Genomic DNA, 26,922 nt, shown 5'->3' with positions numbered 1-26,922 from the left:
CTTGGTGAAGTGGTTACATATAAAAAAGGCTATGCATTTAATTCATCATTATATACAGAGGAAGGGATACGGATTGTTCGAATTTCGGATACAACTAGGGAAGGTGCGAACAAGTTCCTGATATGAGATCATCATATTCATCCGGAGCGCATCCCAGAGGGACATCATGAGCCATCAACTCACCTTCGCCGATAGTGAATTCAGCACTAAGCGCCGTCAGACCCGAAAAGAGATTTTCCTCTCCCGCATGGAGCAGATTCTGCCATGGCAGAATATGACCGCTGTCATCGAGCCGTTTTATCCCAAGGCGGGCAATGGCCGACGGCCCTATCCGCTGGAGACCATGCTGCGTATTCACTGCATGCAGCATTGGTACAACCTGAGCGACGGTGCCATGGAAGATGCCCTGTACGAAATCGCCTCCATGCGCCTGTTTGCCCGATTATCCCTGGATAGCGCCCTGCCGGATCGCACCACCATCATGAATTTCCGCCACCTGCTCGAGCAGCATCAACTGGCCCGTCAATTGTTCAAGACCATCAATCGCTGGCTGGCCGAAGCAGGCGTCATGATGACCCAAGGCACTTTGGTGGATGCCACCATCATTGAGGCACCCAGCTCTACCAAGAACAAAGAGCAGCAACGCGATCCGGAGATGCATCAGACCAAGAAAGGCAATCAGTGGCACTTTGGCATGAAGGCCCACATTGGTGTCGATGCCAAGAGTGGCCTGACCCACAGCCTAGTCACCACCGCGGCCAACGAGCATGACCTCAATCAGCTGGGTAATCTGCTTCATGGAGAGGAGCAATTTGTCTCAGCCGATGCCGGCTACCAAGGAGCGCCACAGCGCGAGGAGCTGGCCGAGGTGGATGTGGACTGGCTGATCGCCGAGCGTCCCGGCAGGGTAAAAACCTTGAAGCAGCATCCGCGCAAGAACAAAACGGCCATCAACATCGAATACATGAAAGCCAGCATCCGTGCCAGGGTGGAGCACCCGTTTCGCATCATCAAGCGGCAGTTCGGCTTCGTGAAAGCCAGATACAAAGGGCTGCTGAAAAACGATAACCAACTGGCGATGTTATTCACCCTGGCCAACCTGTTTCGGGTGGACCAAATGATACGTCAGTGGGAGAGATCTCAGTAAAAACCGGAAATAACGCCAGAAATGGTGGAAAAAATAGCCTAAATAGGCTGATTCGATGTGTTTGCGGGAAAAAAATCGGCCCAGATCCGCGAAATTTTAATCAGCGAGTCAGCTTGGGAAGAAATGACCTGCTTATTCGCACCTTCCCTAGGGACTCCATCCATTCTGACAACCCTGTTTTTATTGCTGGCGGGAATGTCGAAGGTTTAGAGCAATACAGTCTTTTCGAAAACGATATAATACTCTCTACTGTGGGATCTCGTCCACATTTACTGGACTCCATGGTTGGTAAAGCTGTAAAGGTTCCGCGCAGTGCACATAATAGCTTGCTAAATCAGAATCTTGTTAAACTCATACCGAAGAAAACAAAAATAACAAATGAGTATCTTTTTAGCATGCTTAAAAAAAAGGAGTTTATACAATTCATCTCAAACTTGGTTCGTGGTAATGCAAACCAAGTCTCTATAACTTTGGCTGATCTTTTTAAATATAAATTCATCTTACCTTCTCTCCCCGAACAAAATAAAATCACCCAAATTCTGTCCACTTGGAATAAGGCAATTTCGGTGACGGAAAACCTTCTCGCCAACAGTCAGCAGCAGAAAAAAGCGTTGATGCAGCAATTGCTCACTGGGAGGAGGCGCTTACTGGATGATCATGGGGTTAGGTTTAGTGGGGAGTGGCGTTCAGGACCGCTAGGGAGCTTAGTCGGTAGGATTTATGGTGGGGGCACACCATCACGAGCTAATAGCGGACTATGGGGAGGGGATATCCCATGGGTAACAGTTAAAGATCTAATTTCACCACGTATTAACGGGGCTCAAGAGTATATTAACGAAATTGGTTTGGCTGAGAGCGCATCAAATCTTGTCCTTGCTGGAACGGTAATAATTGCGACTAGAATGGCCGTTGGGAAAACAGTTATGGCGTCTTGCGATGTTGCTATTAACCAAGATTTAAAAGCAATTTGTGCAAGTGAATATGTTTGCTCAGAATATATTTTTAACTGGTTTCTATTACACGCTGAACAGATAGCAAAAATGGGGACGGGGAGCACGGTTAAGGGCGTTCAAGTTGAAGCCATCAAGGCACTAAATATGACAATTCCTAAAGCGATAGAAGAACAACAAAAAATCGCAGCCGTACTTTCTGCTGCGGACGCTGAAATATCCACCTTGGAGAAAAAACTCACCTGCCTGAAAGACGAGAAAAAAGCCCTGATGCAGCAATTACTGACCGGAAAGCGTCGTGTGAAAGTAGAAGCTGAAGAAGCCGTTAGCGCTTAACGCTAAGAACAAGGAAAGCCAATGAACCAGACGTACACGCCAAAGTTCCAGGAAGAATACAGCGCCAAAATCCCGGCACTGACGTTACTGACCAGCCTCGGCTGGACGTTTTTATCTCCGAAACAGATTATGGGTTATCGGGGTTATAAACAGGATGAGGTAGTGCTGCGTCCGGTTCTGCGTGAAGTGTTGTCGAAGCGTTCGTTTATGACTGGTGGCAAAACCTGCCAGTTATCGGAAAAGGCACTGGATAACCTGATATCGCAGGTCTGTTCCCCGGCACTCAACGAAGGGCTGCTGAAAGCCAATGAGCGGATGTATAACCATCTGCTCTACGGGATCGCCGTCACGGAGTTTGTCGATGGTAAGAAGGTCAACCCCACGATTGCACTCATTGACTGGCAACATCCGGAAAATAACCAGTTCCATTTTACGGAAGAATTTACGGTGTTGCGGTCAGGCGGTGTTGAAACCCGCAGACCGGATATTGTCTGTTTTGTGAATGGTATCCCGCTGGCCGTCATTGAAGCGAAAAGCCCGGCAGGCCACAGCAAGAAAGGGCCAACCATTGATGAGGGGATATCCCAGAGTATCCGCAACCAGTTCAACGATGAAATCCCGCAGATGTTTGCCTACAGCCAGCTATTGCTTTCAATTAACGGGCATGATGGGCGCTACGGTACCTGCCATACGCCAATGAAATTTTGGGCAGCATGGCGCGAAGAAGATATTACGGATGCGCAGATGTATGCTCTGCGCAACCATCAGTTATCGACTGAACAAATTCATGCATTGTTTGATCATCGTCCTTCAGCCGATCTCGACTGGTACCAGCAGTTAATCGCCGCTGGTGAACTGGCTGTCAGTGGGCAGGATAAGCTGCTTATCAGCCTGCTTTCGCCGGAGCGTCTGCTGGAGATGACCCGCTTCTTCACCCTGTTTGATAAAAAGACCGGGAAAATTGTCGCCCGCTATCAGCAGGTGTTCGGGATTAAAAGGCTGTTGGAACGCATCAGTACCCGCAGACCGGACGGGGGCAGGGAAGGTGGTGTGATCTGGCATACCACGGGGTCAGGTAAATCGTACACCATGGTGTTCCTCAGTAAGGCGCTGATTCTTCATGACAGCCTGAAGCAGTGTCGTGTTGTGGTGGTGACGGACCGTGTCGATCTTGAAGGACAGCTCAGCGGCACTTTTGCCTCAGGTGGCGAACTGGCAGGGAAGGATGATAAGGCCAAAGCGATGGCGACCTCAGGTCAGAAGCTGGCACAGCAGATTGGCTTTGGTAAAGAACGTATAATCTTTACCCTTATCCAGAAATTTAACTCAGCGACAAAACTCCCCGAATGCGTCAATACCAGCCCCGACATCATCGTTCTGATTGATGAAGGTCATCGTAGCCAGGGTGGTGAGAACCATGTGCGAATGAAACTGGCCCTGCCGAATGCCGCCTTTGTGGCATTTACCGGTACGCCATTGCTAAAAGAAGATAAGACCACCAATAAATTCGGGCCGATTGTCCACGCTTATACCATGCAGCGAGCGGTAGAAGATAAAGCCGTTACACCTTTGCTGTATGAAGAACGTATTCCCGACCTTGAGGTTAACGATCGGGCAATAGATGCCTGGTTTGACCGTATTACCGATGGATTAAGCGAAGCGCAAAAAGCCGACCTTAAACGTAAATATGCCCGTAAAGGTGAGGTCTACAGTGCAGATGACCGCATCCGACTTATCGCACTCGATATTGCCACACACTTCTCGAAAAACATTGATGAGGGGCTGAAAGGGCAACTTGCCTGCGACAGCAAAATCTCCGCCATCAAGTATAAAAAGTATCTTGATGAAGCAGGGTTGTTTGAATCAGCAGTGGTTATCAGTACGCCGGATACCCGGGAAGGGAATACCGAGGTAGATGAAAGTAAACTACCGGAAGTGACGAAATGGTGGAAGGATAATGTCGGCACGCAGGATGAGTCCGCGTATACCCGCAATATCATCAGTCGTTTCGATACCGATGATAAGCTTAAATTGCTGATCGTCGTTGATAAACTGCTCACCGGGTTTGATGAACCAAAAAATACCGTGCTGTATATCGACAAGCCACTTAAGTCCCACAACCTAATCCAGGCGATTGCCCGGGTGAACCGACTGCATCCACTGAAAAAGTTTGGCCTGCTGATTGATTATCGCGGCATTCTGGCTGAACTGGACACAACTATCGGTAAATATCAGGATCTCGCCTCCCGAACCCAGGGTGGATACGACATCAAGGATATTGACGGGCTGTACAGCGCCATGAGCTCTGAATATAAACGTCTGCCGCATCTGTATAACCAGTTGTGGGCCATATTTGCCGGTGTTAAAAACAAAAATGATACTGAGCAGTTACGTGCAGTACTGGTGCCTAAAATGGAAGAACGTGACGGAGAGATGGTCGATATCCATCAGAAAACCCGTGATGATTTCTTCGAGGCGTTAACGGCCTTTGCCGGATGCCTGAAAGTGGCACTGCAGTCCGCCACCTTCTTCACCGACAAGAGCTTTACGGAACAAGACCGAAATATCTATAAAGAAACCGTAAAACAGATGTCCAGCCTTCGCCAGTGGGCAATGCAGGTAAGTGGAGAGCAGGTCAATTATGACGACTACGCTGAGCAGGTGAAAAAACTGCTGGATAAGCATGTCACCGGCGTTGAGGTTCGTGAACCGAATGGCGTGTATGAAGTCGGTAAAATGGGCAAGAGTGAAAAGCCCGAAGAGTGGGACAACAATAAAACCCGCAATGAAACCGACATCATTAAAACCCGTGTGACAAAGATGATTGAGCAGGAGCTGCGTGATGACCCGTATGCTCAGGAGGCCTTTTCCAAACTCCTGCGTATGGCAATCGAAGAGGCTGAAAAACTATTCGACCACCCACTGAAACAGTATCTCTTATTCCGTGAGTTTGAAGAAAAAGTTGAAGCCCGTAAGCTCAGCGATATCCCGGATGCGCTGGCGGTAAACAAGCATGCTCAGGCGTATTACGGTGTCTTTAAAAAAGAGCTACCGGAGGTTTTTGCGATTAACGACATTCAGGTGCAGGAGAAGTGGACGAAGCTGGCTTTTGAAGTAGACTGCATTATCGTCAAAGCAGTGGCAGAAAACTCCCTGAACCCTCAGGATATCGAGAAAGTGGTCAAGACAAATCTCTTACCGCTGCTGTTTACGGTCTGCCGGGAAGTAGGTGCCGGAATGAACCAGGTAAACCGTATTGTGGAAACTATCATCCAGATACTGCGCGTTGGTTTAATGAAATCATGAGTGAAAAAGAGTCGCCAGCAATGAAAGCAATACGCATTGTTTATGGTGATGAGGTCATCGTCGTACAGTGTGTTTCACGTCAGGTCGTTAAGGGCAGGGTGCTCATCAAGGTGCATCCGGACTGTCGTGTTGTTGCCTCTGTACCACCAGAAACACCTGAGCACGAGGTGCTGTTTGCGCTGAAAAAACGAGGGCGCTGGATATATCAGCAACTGCGTGAATTCAGGGAGCAACAGACGCACATTGTCCCGCGTCAGTATGTCAGCGGAGAAAGCCATTACTACCTTGGCAAGCAATATCAGTTGAAAGTGACAGAAGACGCTACTGCACCGCAACGAGTGAAAATGTTGCGTGGGCGCCTGGAAGTGACGGTCAGACACAAATCGACAGAAAAGGTTAAAGCGTTGCTGGCTGAATGGTATCGGGAACGCGCCAGAGATGTCTTCCAACGCAGACTAGATTTATTGATACCGCAGACCCTTTGGGTTAGTGAGCGTCCGCCGATACGTTTGCGGGCGATGCAAACGCAATGGGGCAACTGTTCTGCGAAAGGCTGTCTGACCTTAAATCCGTGGTTGGTGAAAGCGTCCTCAGAATGCGTCGATTATGTCTTGTTGCATGAGTTATGCCATGTGGCTGAGCACAACCACAGCGAGGAGTTTTACCGTCTGATGGGGCAGGTTATGCCGGGCTGGGAAAAGGTTAAGAAGCGACTGGATGGTATGGCTGGGATGTTGTTGGCTGACGTAATTGAAAATTAACTAGTTGTTTGATATGTAAAATTTTGTGGAGTTTTTATGTCAATTAATATCAATGATATTTTTAATGAAGCTAAAAATGAATTAGAAGATCTTAGGGTTGAAGGGATAAAAAGTGCTGCCTATCTGGAGCTAAAATCCATTTTTGAAGAGATAAAAGCAAATCCTGAAATAAAGACGAATTATAACTTTAGTTTTTCAGAACCCAGTTCAGGTTGGAAGAATGGTTGTTTATCGTACCGAGAAACTTGTTATAACAAGGATACAAAATCATATGTATTAGGGTTAACACATTTTGATGGCGAAAAATACTCCGCTGAAATGTATGTTTTTACCAGAGGACCAAGAGGAGCCGATAAAGGATATGAAAGGAAAATATTTAATGATGCAAGAGATGGCATTAAATTCATCATTAAAAAGCTAATTAGTTAAAATGGTATAATTCAAGGAAATATTATTAATTATAAATTTAAAAGGAAGCTAAATTGTCATGTAAAGCGTTAAACATCGAATTCATGAAAATGTTAAAAGGGATTTGTTTTGAGGATGATATTGAATTCAATTTTTTTGAATTGGGAGGTTCCGGATATCTCGAAAATCCAACAACGGACTTGATGGCTTTGTTTATGGGAGCACAGAAAATGGTGCAGCCATGGTTGCTCAAAGCATTGTTATGTTGCCTGGATGATTCCCTCGATGTTGATGAAATTGATTTCACCTCTCTGGAATTAATGAGAGAAGCCAGAACAGAGGATGGGAAATATCTTGATATTCTTATCAGACATGATGAATTCATCATAGGTATTGAGCATAAAGTTTTGGCTGATACATATAATCCTTTTCCCAGCTATGTAAGCCTCATTGATAGTTACGGCGGCAACAATCAAAAACTATTTCGCTGTATATTAAAGCCTGACGGTAACAGTGCTAAAGGCGTAGACGGTTGGCAACTGATCAATTATTCACTGTTGCTAGAAACCGCCATTCGACGTCTGGGGTTAGAGATGATGAATCAAGAGTTCAGCAAGTGGACTGTTTTTTATCAGGAGTTTTTGAGTCATCTTAAAAAATTGAGTGAGGTTAGTATGGATAAGGTATCTGATAAAAATGTGGAGTTTGTCACTGAAAATTTCACAGCTTTGATAAAATCGGTTCAATTGCTGGAAATGTACCAAAATGCTATCACCGAGGAAGCTAAATCGGTTGTCTCAGAGGTATTGCCTGATATTCATATTGCAACAGGTATTAATAACTGGAAGGGTTACTATAAAGCAATTCATCTGATGCCGGGATGCTGGGGGCAAGGTAAAACAGGAATTACGTTAGTTTATCGACCTTCAGAGGATGGACGAGATGAAGCTGAGTTCTACGTATATGGCTGGATACATTCAGATGATTACCCTGAAGTTAATGCACTAAAAGAAGAAATAAGAGTTGCTTTAAGTGCTGGAAATTTCATTCCAACCGCTAGCCCTGAGGACTACGAAGTATCAATTTCTGGGAAGGGGAAAGTGCTTGAACTGAGTTTTTGGGGGAACACGAGAAGCAAAAAAGATGCACTGGTTCTTCTTAAGGATATGACGGAGTGGGTGGACTCAAAAATAAGAACATAAATTAATATGACTGCGTTATGATGATCTTTTTTAAATTGTGGATTATTAAGCAGGAAATTAAAGTGTCGAATAGTCAGATATTGGAATAAAAGGAGAATATTCAAATGATTTATCAGTGTGATACTTGCAGTAGAACGACTTTTGAGGTTAATTGTCCCTGGTGTAGTGGAGTTTCGCCTGTAAAAACGTCTGCATGGGGTTCAGCATCATCGACCACACAAGCAATAGATATACAACGTATGACGCCATTGAATCCATCGTTTTATCCCGAATTTCAGTATCGTTCAAAGGGTGTTCTGAAAGATCTGTTTGGGAAAAAGAAAGAACAAACTCAGCTTAATCAATTACTTGAAAATGTTCTCGAAAAATACTCCAGTTTAAAAGATCCATATTTTACTAACTTCATTTACACTTCCAGATTCTCACATAATAATAAATCGGAAGCAGATTTCCCAACAGATAATGGCACATACTCCGAATTACAACTTTTCCGTGAGGTGTTGGTCAGAAAAGGGTTCAATGAGCTTGAGGAGTTACCTGAGCTATTAGATAAATTACTCCTTACCACGTCATTTAGCGCTCTTTATTATGGTTTCGCTAAAGAAGTTAAACGGCATATTAAATCTACACTTACTGAATCCTTGAAGTCATGGATTGAGGAAGCGGGCACCACTTTTCGGGCAGATCTTTCATTATTTCTATTCTATATATGGAGCAATAAAATAGAGTTCTCATCAGTAGAATTCAATGAAAAAGCGGAGGCCACGCCTGGTGTTCCTTTGGTTTTATTCGATGAAGTTAAAAAATACTTAGCTGTGTGCGAACGTATTTATTTTGATATTCTGGTTGATAGATTAGCTACACGGCTTGAGCATTTTAACCCTAACAAATTCGTTACCATGTATTTAGTTGACGCAATGGACGGCTTCCAGTTTGAAGATTTCCTTGTGGAAGTATTCCAGACTATGGGTTATGACGTCAAAGAAACCAAGAGAACGCAAGATCAGGGGGCAGATCTCTTCGTCACTCGATTTGGTAAGGATATGGTTATTCAGGCGAAAAATTATTCTGGTTCTGTAGGTAACTCGGCGGTGCAGCAGGTGATCTCTGCTAAAACGTTCTATGGTTGTGATGAGGCGATGGTTGTGACTAATTCCTACTTCACACGCTCTGCTAAAGAGTTAGCTGAGTCAGCCTTGGTACGTTTGATCGACAGGGATGAACTGCAAAAGTATCTGGATGATTACAATCAGAAGATAATCGAAGATTTCCAGTCAAACTCGTAACTTTGTCTTGTGATCAATGGAAAATGGCTTGTCCTTGGAGAAACGCTGATGAATTTGACGAAAATAAAGCTTGGAACCCGGAAATACCTCCCAGTGATCCATGAGCTTTTAGACTTGGGATTGCCAGGAGAAATTTTATCAATTCGTACTACAGGTAAGAAGGGAACCTTGATACCTGATCTGACTGTTGGGTTAGGTAAAGCTAGGCGAGTCAAAACTGGCGATTGGAACATCGCAGATACAAGAACATTTGACTATGTTGTTTTGCGAGTTGAGCGACCCGATAGTTATCATGATGTTTACACCGGTCAGTTCGTTCGACTCCATCGGTCAGAAAGAAGCGGCGGACAAATCGTCGAAATGAGTAATCCCAGGTTGGCGGGTATGACAAAATCCATTTCAAAAGTTTTTAATGGTGGAAAGGTGAGTGGTAGAGGGACCGCGTATGTCTCAATCTCTCCAGGCTTGAGCAACACAGTTATTTTCCCTACTCGCGTGTATAAAGAAGGGCGGGAAAGCAATGCAACTTACAGTTCCGACCAGTCGCCCTTTTCACAAGATGCCAGGAAGAATTGTTTTGACCGCTGTGTTGTTACCGGAGTCCAATCGCGTTGGAGGACCGAGGCAGCTCACATAACGCCGCGACACGAAGAAGGCATCCCAGACGTTACGAACGGTCTTCTATTACGTAGGGATATTCACAACCTATTTGACCACAACCATTGTGCGATTGATCCCGATAATATGAAAGTTTACTTCAGCCCTCAAGTCTGCGCGATAGATGAAGACCTCTTAGAGTGGCAGGGGAGCACTATCATTGCATCACGTATGCAGACACACATTAATATTGAGTATCTGCGTCCGCGATGGAGCAAGTTCATTGAAATTCATGGGAAAATGATGGACTAAAATGACGTGCACACATAGATGTATGGCAGGTTCATAGCGCATATAATCACGAAGTCTGCATATGGCATTGAATAGATGATCCTACCATTGAGAACGCTGCTTTGAGTATATTGAATGAAAACGGAAGCATGTTGCGACACTGCGTACCGACGATCAAAAAGGACTTAACATGTCAATTAACATCAATACTTTGAAGAATCTACGTACTGGATTACTTACTGCACTGGAACTTTCCATTAAGCATGGTGAAGCTGCAGAAAATGTCGATCACATTACCGATGTTTTGCGTCAGGTGGAGCTGACGACGCTTTTGCAGAAAGAACCAATTTATGCTATCGCCGGTATGCAAGGGGCTGGTAAAACAACCTTGGCGAAAACGATCCTCGGTATTAATGATGAATGGTTAGACGCCAATCCGGGTCGTGGCGAGCAGGTGCCGCTTTTTATCGAACAGGTGGATGGTGACCCCGCCTACTTTCCCCAGGTAGTCTATCAGTGCCTCAACCTTAAAACTGGCGAAATTCAGCAGCAAAAAGGCGAGGGCGGGGAGCAACTTCAAAACCTCCTTCGTGACTGGAACAGTGTTCGTCGCTATGAAAAAGCAGGCTTTAAGCTGCTCTACCCCAAACTGCTGATCAGCAAGAAAAACTCGTTCATTGATGAACAGGTGACCTGGGCGCTGTTACCGGGCTATGAGTTGACCACCAGCAAAAACTATCTCTGGCAGGATATGATGCGTCACGTATTGGTTAACGCCCGTGGCGTCCTGTTCGTTACCGATGCCTCGTTGTTAGCGAACGACAGCAAATCTGGTGTGCTGCAAGATTTGCGAGATAACTTCAGTGACCGAGGCCCTGTGGTGGTCATCAGCAAAACTGAGATGCTCGGTTTACAGGAAATCGAACAGCTCAAGACCAGTGCTGCTGAATGTGTATTCCCAAATGTTGGAATGAAAAAAGAGGATATCGTAGCGACAGGCTCTGGCAATAGCGATATTTGGATTGACGCATTGCGCCAGACGGTGACCAATAAGCTCACTAGCAGCTCGGCGTCTGAAGCAATTGCTTTGGATAATTTTATGGGGCTTATTCGCGAAGATGTATCCGAAATTATTAATGATTTGAGAATATTGGCGGATAAACAGCAGCATCATGAATCCATGGTAGAAGAGATTCTTGAGGCCTTTGATGAATCAGCCGCCAACCATGAGCAAAAATTACGCGCAGCGATAAAAAAGCAGACCCGTCAGCACTTTACTGATGCACTTATGCATTGTGAAGAAAACTATAAAAGCGAAGAGGTTGGTTTTCAAAACAATCTTAAAATTTTTGCGCGGCGTCTGTCGTTGCGCGGCGTAGAAGTGGATGACGAGCGCAGTCGACGCATTCTTGATGCTTGGAATAAACAATATGAAAACGTCAGCATCCACGAGCATAACTTCAAGGCACTGACATCTACAAATACACGGGTGCTTCGTGCTCAGGGGCTCTTGCCTAATGTTGAAAATCAGCAGTTACTACCGACAACAGCACCCGGGAGAATGGGATATCTGGTTCAGGATAAGCAGACGGAGTACTCGATGACAGATCCTGAGCTGATGACGGGACTGTATACACTGCTCAAAAAACCGAGCAAAGAGCATCAAGTTCCTCTGCCTACAAAACTAACCGCAGCTCTGGATATTTTGCCTGCCTTAATGCTGGAAAATGCACGTTCCAGGCTTGCAATGCAGCTCGATCCTGCTTGTACTACCCAACTGGCAGAAGAGATCCAACCTAAGCAAATATTTGATGCTCTCTTTTCCAGCAGTGAACAGTACCATCCAATTAAAACAGCCATGATGGCGTTTTTGGGGGCTGATGCTGCAGATGGAACGGTGGATGGTAAGAGCACACCAAATAAGGAAGGGGGATTAACTCCGCTGGCGTTAGTAGGTAAAGCGGCGTTGGTTGCCAGTGTGGCGTATGGTATTTACCAAATAACGGGTGTGATTCGCGACAGCGATAAAGCGCAGATCTATTACATTCGTCGTGCTATGGAGGAACTGGCATTCCATAACGAACAAACAGTGATCGGCAACTATCAGGAGATGATTGCCGAACTGAGAGAGCATATTGCGTATAACTTGAAGCAGATTTTTGGCGAAACGGATGCTCTGGCAAATCGAAGTGCGTTGGTACTCGCGATTAACAAGCTAACTGCGGCACAAAAGGAAGCAAAACTGTATGAAACTCACTTCCGAAAAATCTTGGGTTGATCTTAGCCGGGAACGTTACTTGTGGGCAGAAGAGAGTTTTGTCGCCTTTCTTAAGAAATTTGACGAGCAACGGCTAATCCAGGCGACGGACAATGCCAGAAGGCAGATTTCAGTGATCCTTTACGGCCCGGCTCAGGTTGGTAAAACCTCACTGATCTTGACCTTGCTGGGCATTCGTGATGACTGCTTCACCGAACTAAATACTTTGCTACGTGGCGAGCAGGATCTGGGCACGATGTCCACGGCGCGCACTTATCGCTATCGTATGTCTAAAAACGACTTCTGGTACTTTAGTCACCGCGAGAACGGTACAGCCTGGTTTAACGACGAGGAGGCGAAGGCCATTTTTGCCGGTTTTCGCCAGGAAGTTGAGCAGGGTGTGCGAGAATTCGATAGCGTGGATGTATTCCTGCCCCGACGCTTTTTTGATTTGCAGCAACAGAGCAGTGCTCAGCTGTTGATCCGTGATTTACCAGGCACTCACTCAACCAACGCCAATGAGCAGTACTATGTCAACATGCTTGCCAGCCGTTATCTTGCCTCTGCCGATGTGGTGATGCTGACAGGCAAGGCAGATGCGTTGTCCTTCCTAAAACCAGAAGAGTTGGACAATGACCTGCTGAAGGACTGGCACTGGCAACGCCACCGCTACAAGATTGTCCTGACTAGAGCTTATTCTGATGCAACACTTCAGCGTCTGATCAAGCAAAAACGGCTTGATAAAAAGGCAATGCGGACGTTCTTGCTTGAACAAATCAATACCATGGAGCTGGGATTGCCTGAAAGTATCAGTGAACTGATCTACCCCGTAGAGTGCGGCCACACCTGGCTGGCAATCAATGCCGGAGATGACGAGTTCGCCTGCCAGTGCCGAGATTTGCGGCGAGACGTGTTGCAAGAGTTACTCGACTCTCTGCACCAGGCGTCGAACCCGCTTTCACGCTTGCGCACGGGCTACGCGTTGCCGCATATCATTGAACAGCAAATGGCCGTCGAAAAGGTGCATTACGAAACAGAAAAAACGTTGCTGCGAAAACAGCTCTTACGGTTGGAAGAGCATGTTGATATGTACCAGGAACGTGTGAGCTGTAATAGAGATAACCATCAGAAATTAATAAAGAAGCAGCAAACGTTATTAAAAAAACGTGATGACGCATCGGGTAAGAATTTTGGTGAGCATTCGAACGTATCTCAGATAATCGCGCAATTAACGACATGCAAATCGCCATCTCTAGATTTACTTAAGTCGAAGATTCGTGAATGTGGTGAAACCTATACCCAATGCTGGAATGACCTGCTTGAAGCCTTCCAGCTTCCTCCTGAAAGGGTGCCGGAGATGGCCTATCTAGAGCGGGTCTTAACCAGACTGAATGGCTACTGGTTTGAAACCTATTTTCGCGAGAAAACACGCAGGGAAGATCAGGATGAGATCAAAGGGGCGTGCCTCAAAGACGCCAACTTCTTAACGGCTCTTTTCCACAAACGCATCAAGTTTAAGTTCGATACCGAAGAATGCGCCCTGAATAAAAACATTGTTAAAAATGAGCGCACAACGCGGCGACTGGAGCGTATCGTTGCTCAGTTATTGAAAAAAAAAGAGCACACACATCTGCGGATCGTCCGGATTAAGCAGGAGTTCGACGAGTCGTTAACTCGTTATTCCCAGCGGCTTCACGAGAGTAAAAACTTTCTGAATGTCATTCTTTCGGCAAAAAATACCCGGGCGCATGAAATCGAGGTCAACGTTAAAAACCCAGACATCAGCCGCAGCGAGCGCCTCGGCTGGTTGCTGATGTATAAAGCGTTGAACAACGATTTTGACTACGTAAAATCCTTAGCCGAGGAGAGCAGTAAAATTGAATAAAAACCTTGTTGTAGCGGAAACGGCCAACGATGAACAGTTACTGGACCAACTGGTGCAGGATCTGTTTTTGGAGCATTTGCGACGCGAGCTTGTCGGGCAAAAGAAGAGTATTGACGACAGTAATGACAAACTCTTTAATCTCGACCGAAAATTCGTCGCTGAATTTAAAAAACTGACCGGACCGCTTGAGACGATATCCGATACGCTCGGTGAGCAGACACGCGAACTGAACGATGCCAAAGATGATGCTCAAAGACATTATCTTACTTTATTGAACAGTCTGGCGCAGAACAGGGCGGACACTACCGCTCTGCATGACATGTCCCAGCAACAGAATAGTAAGCATCATCAGGAACAGGTCGAAGAACTACAACGCATCCATGAACAATTGCCCCAACAGAGCGCTAGACTTCAGGAGCAAAACGCAGCATTGACGTCCCTTACGGAACAGCAAGTGGCGTTAAGCCATCAGCAGGTAGCCCTTCAGGAACAACTGTTCTCCGCTACTCTGGCCGAGATGCAGGCGCAAAACGTGATGCTGGAGTCGCTCACGGAACAGAATAAATCTCTGCATCAACAAATACTCACCTTAGAGGATAAACAACGTGCAGAGCTACAGACAAACCGCCGTTGGGGCAAGCTGGCCACTGTATTCACGCTGGTGAATACACTCATTCTGATGGGCATGACCACCCTGTTTTTCATTCAGCATGGCACCTGACTAGGGATGATAGCTCTTTTAACGTCACAGCCCGTTTAAGTAATCTGCGTATAACTATGCGCATTCAGAGTGGACAAATGCGAGTTGATACGCTGCTGGCAGCTGAGTGTCAGTTGGGCGCGCTGTGTGGGTTTACACACTTGGCCGCTCACTGTTAGCGTTGCATTCAGCAAATTGATTTAACTAGGGTGAATACTTTCGGCACGAACTCATATCTGTGACGTTTCTTTGCTCAAAGCTATCCATGGCTATCTATTTACTGCTAACTACAGCAAATATGAACATCCAATCCCCACAAAATATTGCAATGAATCGCTATGTAACACATTGATCCTGCGTAGAATTTAAAATCCCTCGGCGTTCGCGCTGTGTGGGTTCAAGTCCCACTCCGGCTACCATGGGAAACAAAGAATAATCAAAGCAATAAGCAGTGTCGTGAAACCACCGAAAGGTGGTTTTTTTGTGCCTGAAATTCATTTTCCTAACATCATTTGTCATTTTTGCCCACCAACCACCGGAACAATCTTCACTTTTTGATCGTAACGTGACGTCTGTGTGATCGTCTTGAGACCTGAAATCTGTTGCTTCTCCTGCAGGCTTCCTTGCAGATCTGAAACGCCTTTTGCTTTCAATTCGTGAAATGTGAAATCAAAAAGTAGGTGGGGGAATTTTTTCTGAACTTCATCGCGTGCCCGCTGCCACCGGCTGTTAAACCCGTCACGGGTATAACGCGTGCCGTTCTGCTGGTGCAGCACATAGGGGTATACGCAAAGATGCATTGCATCAGTACCCCTTTCAGATCGTCGATTTACTTTGCATTCAGGTTGTCAGAAATATCTATGCTGGCTACAGACTGGACTTTCCAGGCCCCGTCTTCTTTTACCATGCAGTCAATAACGGTGTGATCGCGCTTCTTGCCAAAGGATATATACACCTGCATGCACACGGCATCGTAATCAATCGCTCTGGCAATAACCGTTCCCCAGTCATCTTCATAGCCCTGGGCCTTTATGAACATATCAGCGTCTGGAACGTCGTATTCATTCGGATCAAGCTTGTCCATGGCTTTAAGCTTACTGATGGTAACGTGGCTTACATACTGGCTGAGTGCGTCATAATCCGTAAGTGGCTCTTTGACCTGCCCCCACGATTAGATACAACACTCAGTTAGTAACGTCGGAATCTTCATTCTCAGAATGACCCTTTCTCCAGCCCGCTGCAAATTCAGACGGTGTCTGATAATTCAGCGTGGAGTGCGGGCGGCATTCGTTATAATCCTGCCGCCAGTCATTAATAATTTTCCTGGCATGAACGATATCGCTGAACCAGTGCTCATTCAAACATTCATCGCGAAATCGTCCGTTAAAGCTCTCAATAAATCCGTTCTGCGTTGGCTTGCCCGGCTGGATTAAGCGCAACTCAACACCATGCTCAAAGGCCCATTGATCCAGTGCACGGCAAGTGAACTCCGGCCCCTGGTCAGTTCTTATCGTCGCCGGATAGCCTCGAAACAGTGCAATGCTGTCCAGAATACGCGTGACCTGAACGCCTGAAATCCCAAAGGCAACAGTGACCGTCAGGCATTCCTTTGTGAAATCATCGACGCAGGTAAGACACTTGATCCTGCGACCGGTGGAAAGTGCGTCCATGACGAAATCCATCGACCAGGTCAGATTGGGCGCCGCCGGACGGAGCAGCGGCAGACGTTCTGTTGCCAGCCCTTTACGACGTCTTCTGCGTTTTACGCCCAGGCCACTGAGGTGATAAAGCCGGTACACGCGCTTATGATTAACATGAAGCCCTTCACGGCGCAGCAACTGCCAAATACGACGGTAGCCAAAACGCCTGCGCTCCAGTGCCAGCTCAGTGATGCGCCCTGATAAATGCGCATCAGCAGCCGGACGGTGAGCCTCATAGCGGCAGGTCGACAGGGATAAACCTGTAAGCCTGCAGGCACGACGTTGCGACAGACCGGTCGCATCACACATCAACATCACGGCTTCCCGCTTCTGGTCTGTCGTCAGTACTTTCGCCCAAGAGCCACCTGAAGCGCCTCTTTATCCAGCATGGCTTCGGCAAGCAGCTTCTTGAGTCTGGCGTTCTCTTCCTCAAGCGACTTCAGGCGCTTAACTTCAGGCACCGCCATACCGCCATACTTCTTACGCCAGGTGTAAAACGTGGCATCGGAAATGGCATGCTTGCGGCAGAGTTCACGGGCGGGTACCCCAGCTTCGGCTTCGCGGAGAATACTGATGATCTGTTCGTCGGAAAAACGCTTCTTCATGGGGATGTCCTCATGTGGCTTATGAAGACATTACTAACATCGGGGTGTACTAATCAACGGGGAGCAGGTCATCTTTCCCGATCATTATCTGAGAGATGTACCACTTATTAAACTGCAGTGCCGCCTTAGCTTCCGGCGGTAAGGTTTGAGCAGCATAAGCCAGAGGCGGCAGCAGCAGAGCTGCGAGTATTATTTTTTTCATGTTATTCATGCCTGTAAATTGCGTACGCTGGTTTTACTTCCCTGTACTCCGGGTCTGGATACAGCCATGCTGAAAGCTCCTTTTCAGTTAGTTTGACGTGATCGTCAGTGACTAATAAATCAGCATAACCAGACCTTCTCTAGCCATTGCGTGCTATACATTCTGTGAATAATTTATTGTTATTTATAGGAAATAATTTTGATACATACACCAGTATCGAATCAAACACCACCTAAATACGCCTTCCTCACCTCCTGATTGCCCAGCAGTTCTTCGCCGCTGCCGCTCAGGCGGATCTGGCCATTAACCATCACATATCCCCGGTCAGAAAGTTTCAGCGCATGGTGCGCATTCTGCTCGACCAGAAAAATCGTCATGCCGTTGCGGGCCAGCTCGCGCAGCGTCTGGAAAATCTGTTTTACCACAATGGGTGCCAGCCCAAGACTCGGTTCATCCAGCAGCAGCAATTTCGGGCGACTCATCAGCGCCCGGGCAATGGCCAGCATCTGTTGTTCGCCACCGGACATGGTCATCGCGCGCTGCTTGCGACGCTCTTTGAGGCGCGGAAACAGGTCAAACATGGTTTGCATATCTTCAGTCGCAAATTGATTGCCGATGGGGATAGTCCCCATCAGCAGGTTTTCTTCAACCGTCATATCCGGGAAGATACGTCGTCCTTCTGGCGCCTGGGCGATACCCCCAGATGCAACGTAATGAGTCGATTTATGGCTAATGTCCTCTCCGCAGAAAAGGATCTGTCCGTCACGAATACGGGGCTGGCCAAAGATGGACATCAGCAGTGTCGATTTACCCGCGCCGTTTGCACCAATCAGCGCTACGGTTTCACCCTTATTGACCTCCAGGGAAACCTGCTTCAGCGCCTGAATGACGCCGTAAAACACGTCCACCTCGCGAAATGCCAGCAGCGGTTCGTTCATAAGGTGACCTCGCTTTCGTCCGTACCCAGGTAGGCAGCAATGACCTTTTCATCATGCTGGATCTGCTCGGGTTTTCCTCTGGCAATAACATCGCCGTGGTCGAGCACGATAATGTCGTCCGATATCTCCATCACCATTCCCATATCATGTTCAATCAACAACACCGTGATGTCGTGATGATCGCGCAGAAAACGAACTATGCTGCTCAGCTTATGCGTTTCTACCGGGTTTAGCCCGGCAGCGGGCTCATCCAGGCAGATCATCTCCGGCCCGGTACACATTGCCCGCGCGATTTCCAGACGCCGCTGCTGCCCGTACGACATCTCTCCCGCCAGGCGATTGGCGCACTCCACCAGGTCAACCACTTCCAGCCAGTAGAAGGCTCTGTCCAGGGCATCACTCTCCGCCCGGCGGTATGCCGGCGTATTTAAGATCCCGGCAAGAAGATTGCGGTTAACGCGCATATGCTGTGCAACCAGCAGGTTTTCCACGACCGACATTTCGCGAAAAAGCCGGATATTTTGAAACGTGCGCGCCAGTCCGGCGCGGTTGACCAGGTGGGTTCCGCCAAACATTTTGTAGAAAAGACGCTGCCCAAACTGCGCGGGGTTAATCCAGTCACCTGGCTGGAATTTTTGCCCGAGGACCTGAATAACGTTGGTCGTTTTACTGCGGGTATTAAATAAAATGTTGCCGCCAGAGGCTCTGTAGAAGCCCGTCAGGCAGTTAAACACGGTGGTTTTCCCCGCACCGTTTGGCCCAATCAGGGCGGTAATAGAGCCACGCTGCACGTCCAGGTTGACATCGTTTAGCGCCTTAATCCCGCCGAAGTGCATCATCAGATGTTCAACGCGCAATATCATATCGTTCATGGCGCAACGCCCTTACGCACGGCAAACCCGCTGCGGTTTATGCGGATCAAACCGCGTGGACGCCAGATCATCATCACCACCATCAGCATGCCAAACAGCAGGACCCGGTACTCGGCAAAACTGCGCAGCAGCTCGGGCGTGACGGTAAGCACAAAGGCCGCCAGCACGACGCCAAGCGTGGAGCCCATGCCGCCCAGCACCACGATGGCGAGGATCAGTGCCGATTCAAAAAACGTAAATGAGGTCGGATTCACGAAGCCCTGGTAGGTTGCAAAGAACACCCCGGCAATCCCGGCGGTTGAGGCACCGAGCGTAAAGGCCGAAAGCTTGACCAGAACATGATTCAAGCCCATTGAGCGACAGGCGATTTCGTCTTCGCGCAATGCTTCCCACGCCCGGCCAATCGGCATCCGCGTCAGGCGGTGCTTAATATAGAGCACCAGCATCACCACCAGAAACAGTACCGCATAGATAAAGATAAACTTCATATTGGGGTTGTAGGTCAGGTGGAAAAATTCGTGGAAGGGCACTCCACCTTCTTTAGCCCGACGGCCAAACTCCAGACCGAAAAAGGTAGGAGGAGGGGCTGAAACACCATTGGGCCCTCCGGTGAAGGTCAGCCAGTTGTTCAGGATCAGACGAATGATCTCCCCAAACCCGAGGGTCACGATGGCCAGATAGTCACCGTGCATGCGCAGCACCGGGAAACCGAGCAGGGCACCTGCGGCAGCGGCCATGATTGCCGCCAGCGGTAGCATGCTCCAGAAGCCTAACCCAAGATACTGATAACCCAGCGCCAGGCCATAAGCGCCGATGGCATAGAACGCGACATATCCCAGGTCCAGCAGACCGGCCAGACCCACGACGATGTTAAGTCCCAGACCAAGAAGCACGTAGATCAGCCCGAGAATGGCAACGGTCAGCACATATTTGGTGGCGACAAACGGGAAGCAAATCGCAAGGGTAATCACCAGAGGAATAATCCAGCGCATGCGGCTTTTGTATTCCGGGGGGCGGACATACACGCCCGCGCTATCGGCTTCAAAGCGTGACTGGAAACGGGCTCCGGTGGCAGTACCCAAAAAAGCGCTCAACAGAAAGCGCCCCAGCATCACAATGCCAACCATCCAGGCCAGTCGCTGCCCGGCGAAGTTAAAGCTGTACCCGTCCAGCACCACGCCCGCAATTGGGCCAAATATAATCAGCGCAATCAGCCCGGAAAAAATAGCGTCCAGAGTGCAGCGTTTGAGAGAAAAACCGTGGCTTGTCATCGTTGCTCCCTCACACTTTGGCCACAATCGGGCGACCAAGCAGTCCCTGGGGACGGAAAATAAGGATCATCACCAGAAGCCCAAACGAGAACACATCTTTATAGTCCGAGTTCACCATGCCCGAGAACTGGGCTTCCGCCACGCCGAGAATAAGTCCGCCGAGCATTGCCCCGGGCAGGGATCCGATGCCGCCGAGTACCGCCGCGGTAAAGGCTTTGATGCCAATGACAAATCCGACGTAGAAATCAAAGGTGCCGTAATTCATGGTGATGAGCACACCCGCCAGACCCGCCATTGCCGCGCCGATGACAAAGACCAGCGAAATAATCCGATCGGTGTTTATCCCCAGAATGGAGGCCATTTTGCGGTCCTGTTGCACCGCGCGGCACATCCGTCCCAGGCGGGTATGGTTGATTATCCAGGTGAGGACCAGCATGCCGGCAAATGAAGCGACCAGAATAAACACTTTGGTATAGGTTATCTGAACGAACCCTTCCCCCAGATGCAGGCGAATAACGCCATCCAGCATGGTCGGAACCCCTTGCTGGCGCGGGCCCTGGCTCAACTGCGCGTAGTTTTGCAGAATAAGCGACATACCGATGGCGGAGATCAGTGGCGCCAGGCGTGTGGAGTTTCGCAGCGGCTTATAGGCAATTCGCTCGATGGTCCAGCCGTAAACCCCGGTCACCACAATAGTGAAAACCAGCGTCCCGAGGATCAACAGAGGGAAAGACTGCAGGCCGAAGAATGACAGCAGCGCCAGGCCAATGGCGCAGAGATAGGCGGAAATCATATACACTTCGCCGTGGGCGAAATTAATCATGCCGATAATGCCGTAAACCATGGTGTAGCCGATGGCGATCAGGCCGTAGACGGAGCCCAGCGTTAAGCCATTAATTAACTGTTGCAGGAAGAATGTACTCATCTTAGCGCGCTCGTTTTTTATAGGCTGCGCGACTTACGCAGCCTGATGTTTATTACGCGCCGACAGGCTGGCCTGCCGGCGTTGAGCGTGATTCCGTCCCGTTACTGCACTTCCTTATATTTTCCTTTGTCGTCCCACTGGTAAACCACGTAGTCAGACACTTTCAGATCGCCTTTGCTGTCCCAGGCTTTTTTGCCCATCACCGTGTCGACGGCATTGGCTTTCAGCCACTCGCTGGCTTTGGCAGAGTCCTTGCCACCGGTGGCTTTGAAGGCAGCAGCAATGGCCTGTACAGAGGCATAGGAATAGAGGGTGTAACCTTCGGGTTCGAATTTACCGGCGCGGAATTTCTCGATAACCGCTTTACCGTCCGGGATCAGGCGCGGATCTTTACCGAAGGTCATGTAAATACCGTTGGTGTATTGCGGGCCACCCGCGGCGGTTACCATCTCTTCGTTGACAATACAGTCGCCGGAGAAGAATTTCGCCTGCACGCCCTGTTCACGCATCTGGCGAACCAGCGGACCGGCTTCCGGGTGACAGCCGCCGAAGAACACCACGTCCGGTTTTTGTGCACCGATCTTCGTCACCAGCGCGTTAAAGTCTTTTTCACCGCGCGAAAGTCCCTCATACATCACATCCTGAACCCCGCGTTTCGCCAGCGCCGCTTTGGTGGCGTCAGCCAGACCCTGACCGTAGGTGTCTTTATCGTGAATGATCACCACACGTTTGGCTTTCAGCTTGTCGATGATGAAGTCGCTGGCGACCTGGCCCTGCTGGTCATCGCGTCCGCACATGCGGAACATGTCGCTCATACCGCGTTCCGTAATCAGCGGGTTGGTCGAGCCGGGAGTGATGGCAATAATCCCCGCATCGCTGTAAACCTCGGAGGCGGGCATGGTGGAAGAGGAGCAGAAGTGGCCAACCACGGCGTTGACTTTATCCTGGTCCACCAGACGGTTAGCAACAGCCACAGCCTGTTTCGGCTCGCAGGCGTCATCCCCCTGAACCAGTTTGATCTTCTCCCCGTTAATGCCGCCAGCAGCATTAATGTCTTCAGCGGCTTGCGTTGCGCCGTGCCAGTACTGATCGCCATAGGTGGCATTGGGGCCTGTGAACGGTCCGGCGACACCGATCACAATATCTGCCTGGGCGGAAAATGCGGTCACCAGGCAACCGGCCAACACAAGAGAAAGAGGCGTTCTGATAAATTTCAGCGACATTATTATGTTCCTTAGCAAAGAGGTTTTTGCACCACGGCGTATACCCAAACGCCCGACGGCGCAGCCAGTCCAAAACACGAGCAAGAACAAAATGCACTAAACGAACAAGATCCAGACTGCATCCTGCGTGATACGGCGAGGTTTCCATGCGCAACTTCGCGCGAAGAACATTAAGCAAAAACGTTGCCAGAATGGTTAACCCATTGATGGGTTTGCGACATGTTTGAGTATAGAGCCCCGTGTTATGTCGCCTTGCGGGAGGAGAAGAAATTACAGCGGAGATCACATATCGTTAACAATAAAGCCCATAAGTTGTGCAGGAGTCACGATTTGCACGTTTTTGCAGCAATAAAGACCTAAACTTCAACCCGGAAAGGTGTGCGATATGTGGTAGGATCCTTTCCTTTTTATCAGGAGTGTCAGCGATGACTGAAGGCCCATTGAATGAAAGCGAAATGGAGTGGCTTGAAGAGACATTAATGTCTTACGGTCACGACGATGCGTCCGTGATTGACGTCTCCGAACTGGACGGCATGCTTACCGCAGTGCTTTCTGGCCCCGTTGTCGTCGAGCCCGATACCTGGCTGGTGGCGGTGTGGGGTGGCGAGAAGTACATTCCACGCTGGAAAAACGATCGTGAGATGAACCGTTTTATCGATCTCTGCTTTAAGCATATGAACGATATCGCCGAGCGCCTGAGCGAATACCCGGATCAGTTTGAACCGATGTTTGGTTACAACGACGTGGACGGTGAAAGCTATACCGTTGTGGAAGAGTGGTGCTACGGCTACATGCGCGGCGTGGCGCTGACGGACTGGTCTGCCTTGCCGGAAGATCTAAAGGCCGATCTGGATGTGATTGCGCTGCACGGTACTGAAGAGAACAGCGACAAGCTGGATGCGCTGACGGAAGAGGAATATAAAGCCAGCATTGAAAGCATCCAGCCTGCGGCACTGCGTTTGTACAATTATTGGGTGAACAACCCGCAGCAACCGGAAGAGAAGAAGCCGATTGTGAATGGGGCGAAGGTCGGGCGTAACGATCCGTGTCCTTGCGGTAGCGGGAAGAAGTTTAAGAGCTGCTGTTTGCACTGATACATTTTTTTGTGGATTTAGGTAACTTTATTTCGTTCACCTTAACACCAACAGAAAATAATACGTCCTTAACATGTGATCAAGATAAGGGGGCATCGTAGCCCCCTTAGCAATCCCCGCGGCCCTGCGGATAATGATAGCTGGGTGGATTTTTCTGTTAACTATACGTCGCTTTTCACTCCAATAATACGGAGGTTAATCATATTTGTCTTGCCTAAAGATATCCGGGCGATGATTGTCGGCTAGAATCTCTTGCCGTTCTGAAATTCTTAGTGGTTCCCTGTATTATTATATTTGTATCGAGTGTGTCCCGGTCTTTTGGTAATGACTCCAACTTACTGATAGTGTTTTATGTTCAGATAATGCCCGATGACTTTGTCATGCAGCTCCACCGATTTTGAGAACGACAGTGACTTCCTGCCCAGCCTTGCCAGATGCTGCCTCAGATTCAGGTTATGCCGCTCAATGCGCTGCGTATATCGCTTGCTGATAACGTGCAGTTCTCCCTTCAGGCGTGATTCATACAGCGGCCAGCCATCCGTCATCCATACCACGACCTCAAAGGCCGACAGCAGGCCCAGAAGACGCTCCAGCGTGGCCAACGTGCGTTCACCGAATACGTGCGCCACAACCGTCCTCCGTATCCTGTCATACGCGTAAAACAACCAGCGCTGGCGTGATTTAGCGCCGACGTAACCCCACTGTTCGTCCATTTCCGCGCAAACAATGACGTCACTGCCCGGTTGTATGCGTGAGTTTACCGACTGCGGCCTGAGTTTTTTAAGTGTCGTAAAATCGTGTTGAGGCCAACGCCCATAATGCGTGCACTGGCGCGACATCCGACGCCATTCATGGCCATATCAATGATTTTCTGATGCGTACCGGGTTGAGAAGCGGTGTAAGTGAACTGTAGCTGCCATGTTTTACGGCAGTGAGAGCAGAGATAGCGCTGATGTCCGGCAGTACTTTTACCGTTACGCACCACGCCTTCAGTAGCTGAACAGGAGGGACAGCTGATAGAAACAGAAGCCACTGGAGCACCTCAAAAACACCATCATACACTAAATCAGTAAGTTGGCACCATTACCGTAATGATGAATGAATTAATCGCTCTAATCTTACCTCGTAAAGCTGTTCTTTATTATGATGCTTTGGCATTCGGTGTAATGCTTGCATTAATGACTGTGTGTTGATTTAGATTTCGATTGTTCTAACAAAAAACAATGGTGTATGCATAATAAATTTAAATCATTGAAAGATGAACCGAGAATTTATGAGAATGTATATGTCAATACGTATTCCTTCCCGAAGGAAATACTATGTTAGTGTTCACTGAGTTTTTTCAATTGGGGGTTAAGCAATATCGCGGGCCTCGTGCCCGCGTATTGTTTATAAATCTGAAATCACGACTGAATTTCTTTCAACTCTCTGATGTTTTCCTGAATCCGCGTAAGCGCAGTCTCTGCCTTATCAGGACATAAGGGGTTTTATCAAAGGGTAAACATACCCCTATGGTAGCTGGTAGTTTCCCCTTAACCCCCGTTTTTAACCCACTTCAGGCAGCATTCCCGCTGCAATCAAAACCTGCACCAGAATAATCACCACGCCACAGCCAAACACGATACACAGCAGCGGTTTTCCCCCCGCCACGCGATACCCTTGCTGAGGATGTTGCTGACGGCTCTTCCATGCCAGCAGGGAAGGGAGCAACAGGGCAAGGATCGACAGTGCCACCCCCGCGTAACCCAGCGCCATCACAAACCCGCGTGGGTAAAACAGCGCAAAGGCCAGCGGTGGCAGGAAGGTGATTGCGCCCGTCTGCAACCGTCCAGCCGCGGTATTGCGACGCTGGAACAGGTCAGCCAGGTAATCAAACAGGCCCAGCGCAACACCCAGGAACGACGTGGTCAGTGCCAGGTCGGCAAACAGGTGTACCGCCAGTTCCACATGTGGGGAGGTCACAACCTCGCGCAGTGCCAGCAGAAAACCATTCAGGCCAGCGTGTTGCGCCATCAGTCCAATAAAGGTCGAAGAGTCAATGCTGCCCAGCGTCACCAGTTGCCAGAAAATATAAGCGATCAGGGGGATTGCGCTGCCGATAACAAAGACACGGCGCAGCTTGCGAATATCGCCGTTCATATAGCTGACAATGCTCGGCACGCTGCCGTGAAAACCAAACGAAGTGAAAATGACCGGGATTGCGGAAAGCGCCAGCCCTTTTTCCAGCGGCAGCGTCAGCAGGTTGACCTTGTGTACATGTGGTGCGAGCAGTACCAGCATCACAATCAGGAACAGAATTTTGGCACTGAACAGAAAACGGTTAAACAGATCGACCAGCGACGTCCCCACGCAGACCACGCCACCGCCGATGAGCGCAAAGAAAATGGCGCCCGTTGCCGGGGTAATATCGGAGCCGAACCAGTCATTGACGCTGGAGGCGATGAGCTCCCCGGCACCGCTAATATAGGCGGCAGTCAGAGCGTACATCAGGAACATCATGCTAAAGCCGGTTATCCACTGACCGTAGCGTCCCAGATAGCGTGCTGCAAGAGAACCCAGACCGGTGTCGGCTGGCACATGCTGATAAACCTCAAGCAACAACAGTGCGGTGTAGCACATTAACGCCCAGAGCATACCAAGTAGCAGCAAGGTCATCCCAAACCCCACGCCTGCGGCTGCCAGGGGCATTGCCAGCATTCCTGCTCCAATCGTCGTTCCGGCGACGATAAAAATACTTCCCAGGGTTCTGTTTTTCACGCTTTCCTCTACAACGATTCGTAATCGCGACAAAATCTGCGGCGCAGAGTAAGGGAAAAGCGGTAACTCGTCAAATCACCGTTACAAGTAGTGTAATGAAAGGTTTACGAAGTTGAGCGCTCTGCGATCATGCATGGGGCGTCATCCAGACGTAACGTTAATAAGGGGAACAGGAAATACAATGAGGGTTTTGATGCAGGGAATGTAAG

The 26,922-nt window shown here is 48.7% G+C and carries 22 protein-coding genes and 1 pseudogene; 12 read left to right on the top strand and 11 right to left on the bottom strand.

The genetic code is table 11. The annotated features are described in order from the left end of the window. Positions 1-166 precede the first annotated feature (166 nt). The 11 genes from LCD46_13640 (at position 167) to LCD46_13590 (ending at position 15,147) form a co-directional block, all read left to right on the top strand. Positions 167-1,147: an IS5-like element ISKpn26 family transposase gene (locus LCD46_13640; protein ID UOY69141.1), complete on the top strand. Its 981-nt coding sequence runs from the start codon at positions 167-169 to the stop codon at positions 1,145-1,147. After that, complete coding sequence (locus LCD46_13635; GenBank protein UOY69140.1) at positions 1,129-2,433, top strand: restriction endonuclease subunit S; 1,305 nt, start codon at positions 1,129-1,131, stop codon at positions 2,431-2,433. Before LCD46_13640 ends, LCD46_13635 begins: the two co-directional genes overlap by 19 nt. 21 nt (positions 2,434-2,454) lie before the next feature. Continuing rightward, entirely contained in the window at positions 2,455-5,739 is a 3,285-nt protein-coding gene (locus LCD46_13630; protein ID UOY69139.1) for an HsdR family type I site-specific deoxyribonuclease, read from the top strand. Continuing rightward, entirely contained in the window at positions 5,736-6,500 is a 765-nt protein-coding gene (locus LCD46_13625; protein UOY69138.1) for a M48 family metallopeptidase, read from the top strand. The genes LCD46_13630 and LCD46_13625 overlap by 4 nt, the downstream gene beginning before the upstream one ends. 36 nt (positions 6,501-6,536) lie before the next feature. Continuing rightward, positions 6,537-6,929, top strand: coding sequence for a hypothetical protein (locus tag LCD46_13620; protein ID UOY69137.1), 393 nt, complete (start codon positions 6,537-6,539; stop codon positions 6,927-6,929). Positions 6,930-7,012: 83 nt separating this feature from the next. Next, a complete protein-coding gene (locus tag LCD46_13615) occupies positions 7,013-8,110 on the top strand; it encodes a PD-(D/E)XK nuclease family protein (protein ID UOY69136.1) in 1,098 nt (365 codons plus the stop codon). A 104-nt stretch (positions 8,111-8,214) separates the two neighbouring features. Next, positions 8,215-9,396, top strand: coding sequence for a restriction endonuclease (locus LCD46_13610; GenBank protein ID UOY69135.1), 1,182 nt, complete (start codon positions 8,215-8,217; stop codon positions 9,394-9,396). 48 nt (positions 9,397-9,444) lie between these two features. Beyond that, the gene (locus LCD46_13605; protein ID UOY69134.1) at positions 9,445-10,305 is read left to right on the top strand and encodes an HNH endonuclease; all 861 of its coding nucleotides are present in this window, start codon (positions 9,445-9,447) and stop codon (positions 10,303-10,305) included. A 169-nt stretch (positions 10,306-10,474) separates the two neighbouring features. Next, entirely contained in the window at positions 10,475-12,562 is a 2,088-nt protein-coding gene (locus LCD46_13600; protein UOY69133.1) for a hypothetical protein, read from the top strand. Next, positions 12,531-14,426 carry a hypothetical protein gene (locus LCD46_13595; protein UOY69132.1) on the top strand — a complete coding sequence of 632 codons (1,896 nt, stop codon included), beginning with the start codon at positions 12,531-12,533 and terminating at the stop codon, positions 14,424-14,426. Before LCD46_13600 ends, LCD46_13595 begins: the two co-directional genes overlap by 32 nt. Next, positions 14,419-15,147: a hypothetical protein gene (locus LCD46_13590; GenBank protein UOY69131.1), complete on the top strand. Its 729-nt coding sequence runs from the start codon at positions 14,419-14,421 to the stop codon at positions 15,145-15,147. Before LCD46_13595 ends, LCD46_13590 begins: the two co-directional genes overlap by 8 nt. Before the next feature lie 494 nt (positions 15,148-15,641). Here LCD46_13590 and LCD46_13585 read toward each other — a convergent pair. The 9 genes and pseudogenes from LCD46_13585 to LCD46_13545 all read right to left on the bottom strand — a co-directional run bounded on the left by LCD46_13585 (position 15,642) and on the right by LCD46_13545 (position 22,862). After that, positions 15,642-15,905: pseudogene (locus LCD46_13585) on the bottom strand (integrase). A 50-nt stretch (positions 15,906-15,955) separates the two neighbouring features. Beyond that, the gene (locus tag LCD46_13580) at positions 15,956-16,228 is read right to left on the bottom strand and encodes a DUF3828 domain-containing protein (protein UOY72963.1); all 273 of its coding nucleotides are present in this window, start codon (positions 16,226-16,228) and stop codon (positions 15,956-15,958) included. A gap of 82 nt (positions 16,229-16,310) precedes the next feature. Beyond that, positions 16,311-17,431 (bottom strand): IS3-like element ISSen4 family transposase gene (locus LCD46_13575; GenBank protein UOY69130.1). Its coding sequence is split into 2 segments (ribosomal slippage): positions 16,311-17,173 and positions 17,173-17,431, totalling 1,122 coding nucleotides; the frame shifts between segments, so codons are not numbered across the junction. Positions 17,432-17,480: 49 nt separating this feature from the next. Further along, positions 17,481-17,633, bottom strand: coding sequence for a hypothetical protein (locus tag LCD46_13570; GenBank protein ID UOY69129.1), 153 nt, complete (start codon positions 17,631-17,633; stop codon positions 17,481-17,483). A gap of 221 nt (positions 17,634-17,854) precedes the next feature. Then, positions 17,855-18,571 (bottom strand): ABC transporter ATP-binding protein, encoded by a 717-nt coding sequence (locus tag LCD46_13565; GenBank protein UOY69128.1) that lies wholly within the window; start codon positions 18,569-18,571, stop codon positions 17,855-17,857. Continuing rightward, the gene (locus LCD46_13560) at positions 18,568-19,443 is read right to left on the bottom strand and encodes an ATP-binding cassette domain-containing protein (protein UOY69127.1); all 876 of its coding nucleotides are present in this window, start codon (positions 19,441-19,443) and stop codon (positions 18,568-18,570) included. Before LCD46_13560 ends, LCD46_13565 begins: the two co-directional genes overlap by 4 nt. Continuing rightward, complete coding sequence (livM, locus tag LCD46_13555; GenBank protein UOY69126.1) at positions 19,440-20,714, bottom strand: high-affinity branched-chain amino acid ABC transporter permease LivM; 1,275 nt, start codon at positions 20,712-20,714, stop codon at positions 19,440-19,442. The genes LCD46_13560 and livM overlap by 4 nt, the downstream gene beginning before the upstream one ends. A gap of 10 nt (positions 20,715-20,724) precedes the next feature. Continuing rightward, on the bottom strand, positions 20,725-21,639 hold the full coding sequence (locus tag LCD46_13550) for a branched-chain amino acid ABC transporter permease (protein UOY69125.1): 915 nt from the start codon (positions 21,637-21,639) through the stop codon (positions 20,725-20,727). Positions 21,640-21,740: 101 nt separating this feature from the next. Next, positions 21,741-22,862: a branched-chain amino acid ABC transporter substrate-binding protein gene (locus tag LCD46_13545; GenBank protein UOY69124.1), complete on the bottom strand. Its 1,122-nt coding sequence runs from the start codon at positions 22,860-22,862 to the stop codon at positions 21,741-21,743. 425 nt (positions 22,863-23,287) lie between these two features. Between LCD46_13545 and LCD46_13540 the strand changes: the two genes are divergently transcribed. Further along, entirely contained in the window at positions 23,288-23,956 is a 669-nt protein-coding gene (locus tag LCD46_13540) for a YecA family protein (GenBank protein UOY69123.1), read from the top strand. Between the two features lie 335 nt (positions 23,957-24,291). On the opposite strand, the gene LCD46_13535 is transcribed toward LCD46_13540, so the two are convergent. Together LCD46_13535 and tyrP are read right to left on the bottom strand one after the other, a co-directional pair. Next, positions 24,292-24,989, bottom strand: a protein-coding gene (locus LCD46_13535; GenBank protein UOY69122.1) for an IS1 family transposase whose coding sequence is annotated in 2 segments (ribosomal slippage) — positions 24,292-24,740 and positions 24,740-24,989 — 699 coding nt in all. Because the reading frame shifts where the segments join, the coding sequence is not laid out codon by codon here. Positions 24,990-25,501: 512 nt separating this feature from the next. Further along, entirely contained in the window at positions 25,502-26,713 is a 1,212-nt protein-coding gene (gene tyrP / locus LCD46_13530; GenBank protein ID UOY69121.1) for a tyrosine transporter TyrP, read from the bottom strand. Positions 26,714-26,922: the final 209 nt, after the last annotated feature.

It is taken from the genome of Enterobacter ludwigii (assembly GCA_023023105.1).
GTDB lineage: Bacteria > Pseudomonadota > Gammaproteobacteria > Enterobacterales > Enterobacteriaceae > Enterobacter > Enterobacter adelaidei.
Note: the sequence above shows the minus strand (reverse complement) of the source record. Positions and strands in the feature narration are given on the sequence as shown.

What these genes read in the sequence shown, in the direction of transcription:
- LCD46_13625 (UOY69138.1), top strand. Translation starts at nt 5,736, where the DNA reads ATGAGTGAAAAAGAGTCGCCAGCAATGAAAGCAATACGCATTGTTTAT.
- LCD46_13610 (UOY69135.1), top strand. Translation starts at nt 8,215, where the DNA reads ATGATTTATCAGTGTGATACTTGCAGTAGAACGACTTTTGAGGTTAAT.
- LCD46_13545 (UOY69124.1), bottom strand. Translation starts at nt 22,862, where the DNA reads ATGTCGCTGAAATTTATCAGAACGCCTCTTTCTCTTGTGTTGGCCGGT.
- LCD46_13550 (UOY69125.1), bottom strand. Translation starts at nt 21,639, where the DNA reads ATGAGTACATTCTTCCTGCAACAGTTAATTAATGGCTTAACGCTGGGC.
- LCD46_13620 (UOY69137.1), top strand. Translation starts at nt 6,537, where the DNA reads ATGTCAATTAATATCAATGATATTTTTAATGAAGCTAAAAATGAATTA.
- livM (UOY69126.1), bottom strand. Translation starts at nt 20,714, where the DNA reads ATGACAAGCCACGGTTTTTCTCTCAAACGCTGCACTCTGGACGCTATT.
- LCD46_13630 (UOY69139.1), top strand. Translation starts at nt 2,455, where the DNA reads ATGAACCAGACGTACACGCCAAAGTTCCAGGAAGAATACAGCGCCAAA.
- LCD46_13540 (UOY69123.1), top strand. Translation starts at nt 23,288, where the DNA reads ATGACTGAAGGCCCATTGAATGAAAGCGAAATGGAGTGGCTTGAAGAG.
- LCD46_13600 (UOY69133.1), top strand. Translation starts at nt 10,475, where the DNA reads ATGTCAATTAACATCAATACTTTGAAGAATCTACGTACTGGATTACTT.
- LCD46_13595 (UOY69132.1), top strand. Translation starts at nt 12,531, where the DNA reads ATGAAACTCACTTCCGAAAAATCTTGGGTTGATCTTAGCCGGGAACGT.
- LCD46_13615 (UOY69136.1), top strand. Translation starts at nt 7,013, where the DNA reads ATGAAAATGTTAAAAGGGATTTGTTTTGAGGATGATATTGAATTCAAT.
- LCD46_13605 (UOY69134.1), top strand. Translation starts at nt 9,445, where the DNA reads ATGAATTTGACGAAAATAAAGCTTGGAACCCGGAAATACCTCCCAGTG.
- LCD46_13560 (UOY69127.1), bottom strand. Translation starts at nt 19,443, where the DNA reads ATGAACGATATGATATTGCGCGTTGAACATCTGATGATGCACTTCGGC.
- LCD46_13570 (UOY69129.1), bottom strand. Translation starts at nt 17,633, where the DNA reads ATGAAAAAAATAATACTCGCAGCTCTGCTGCTGCCGCCTCTGGCTTAT.
- LCD46_13640 (UOY69141.1), top strand. Translation starts at nt 167, where the DNA reads ATGAGCCATCAACTCACCTTCGCCGATAGTGAATTCAGCACTAAGCGC.
- LCD46_13565 (UOY69128.1), bottom strand. Translation starts at nt 18,571, where the DNA reads ATGAACGAACCGCTGCTGGCATTTCGCGAGGTGGACGTGTTTTACGGC.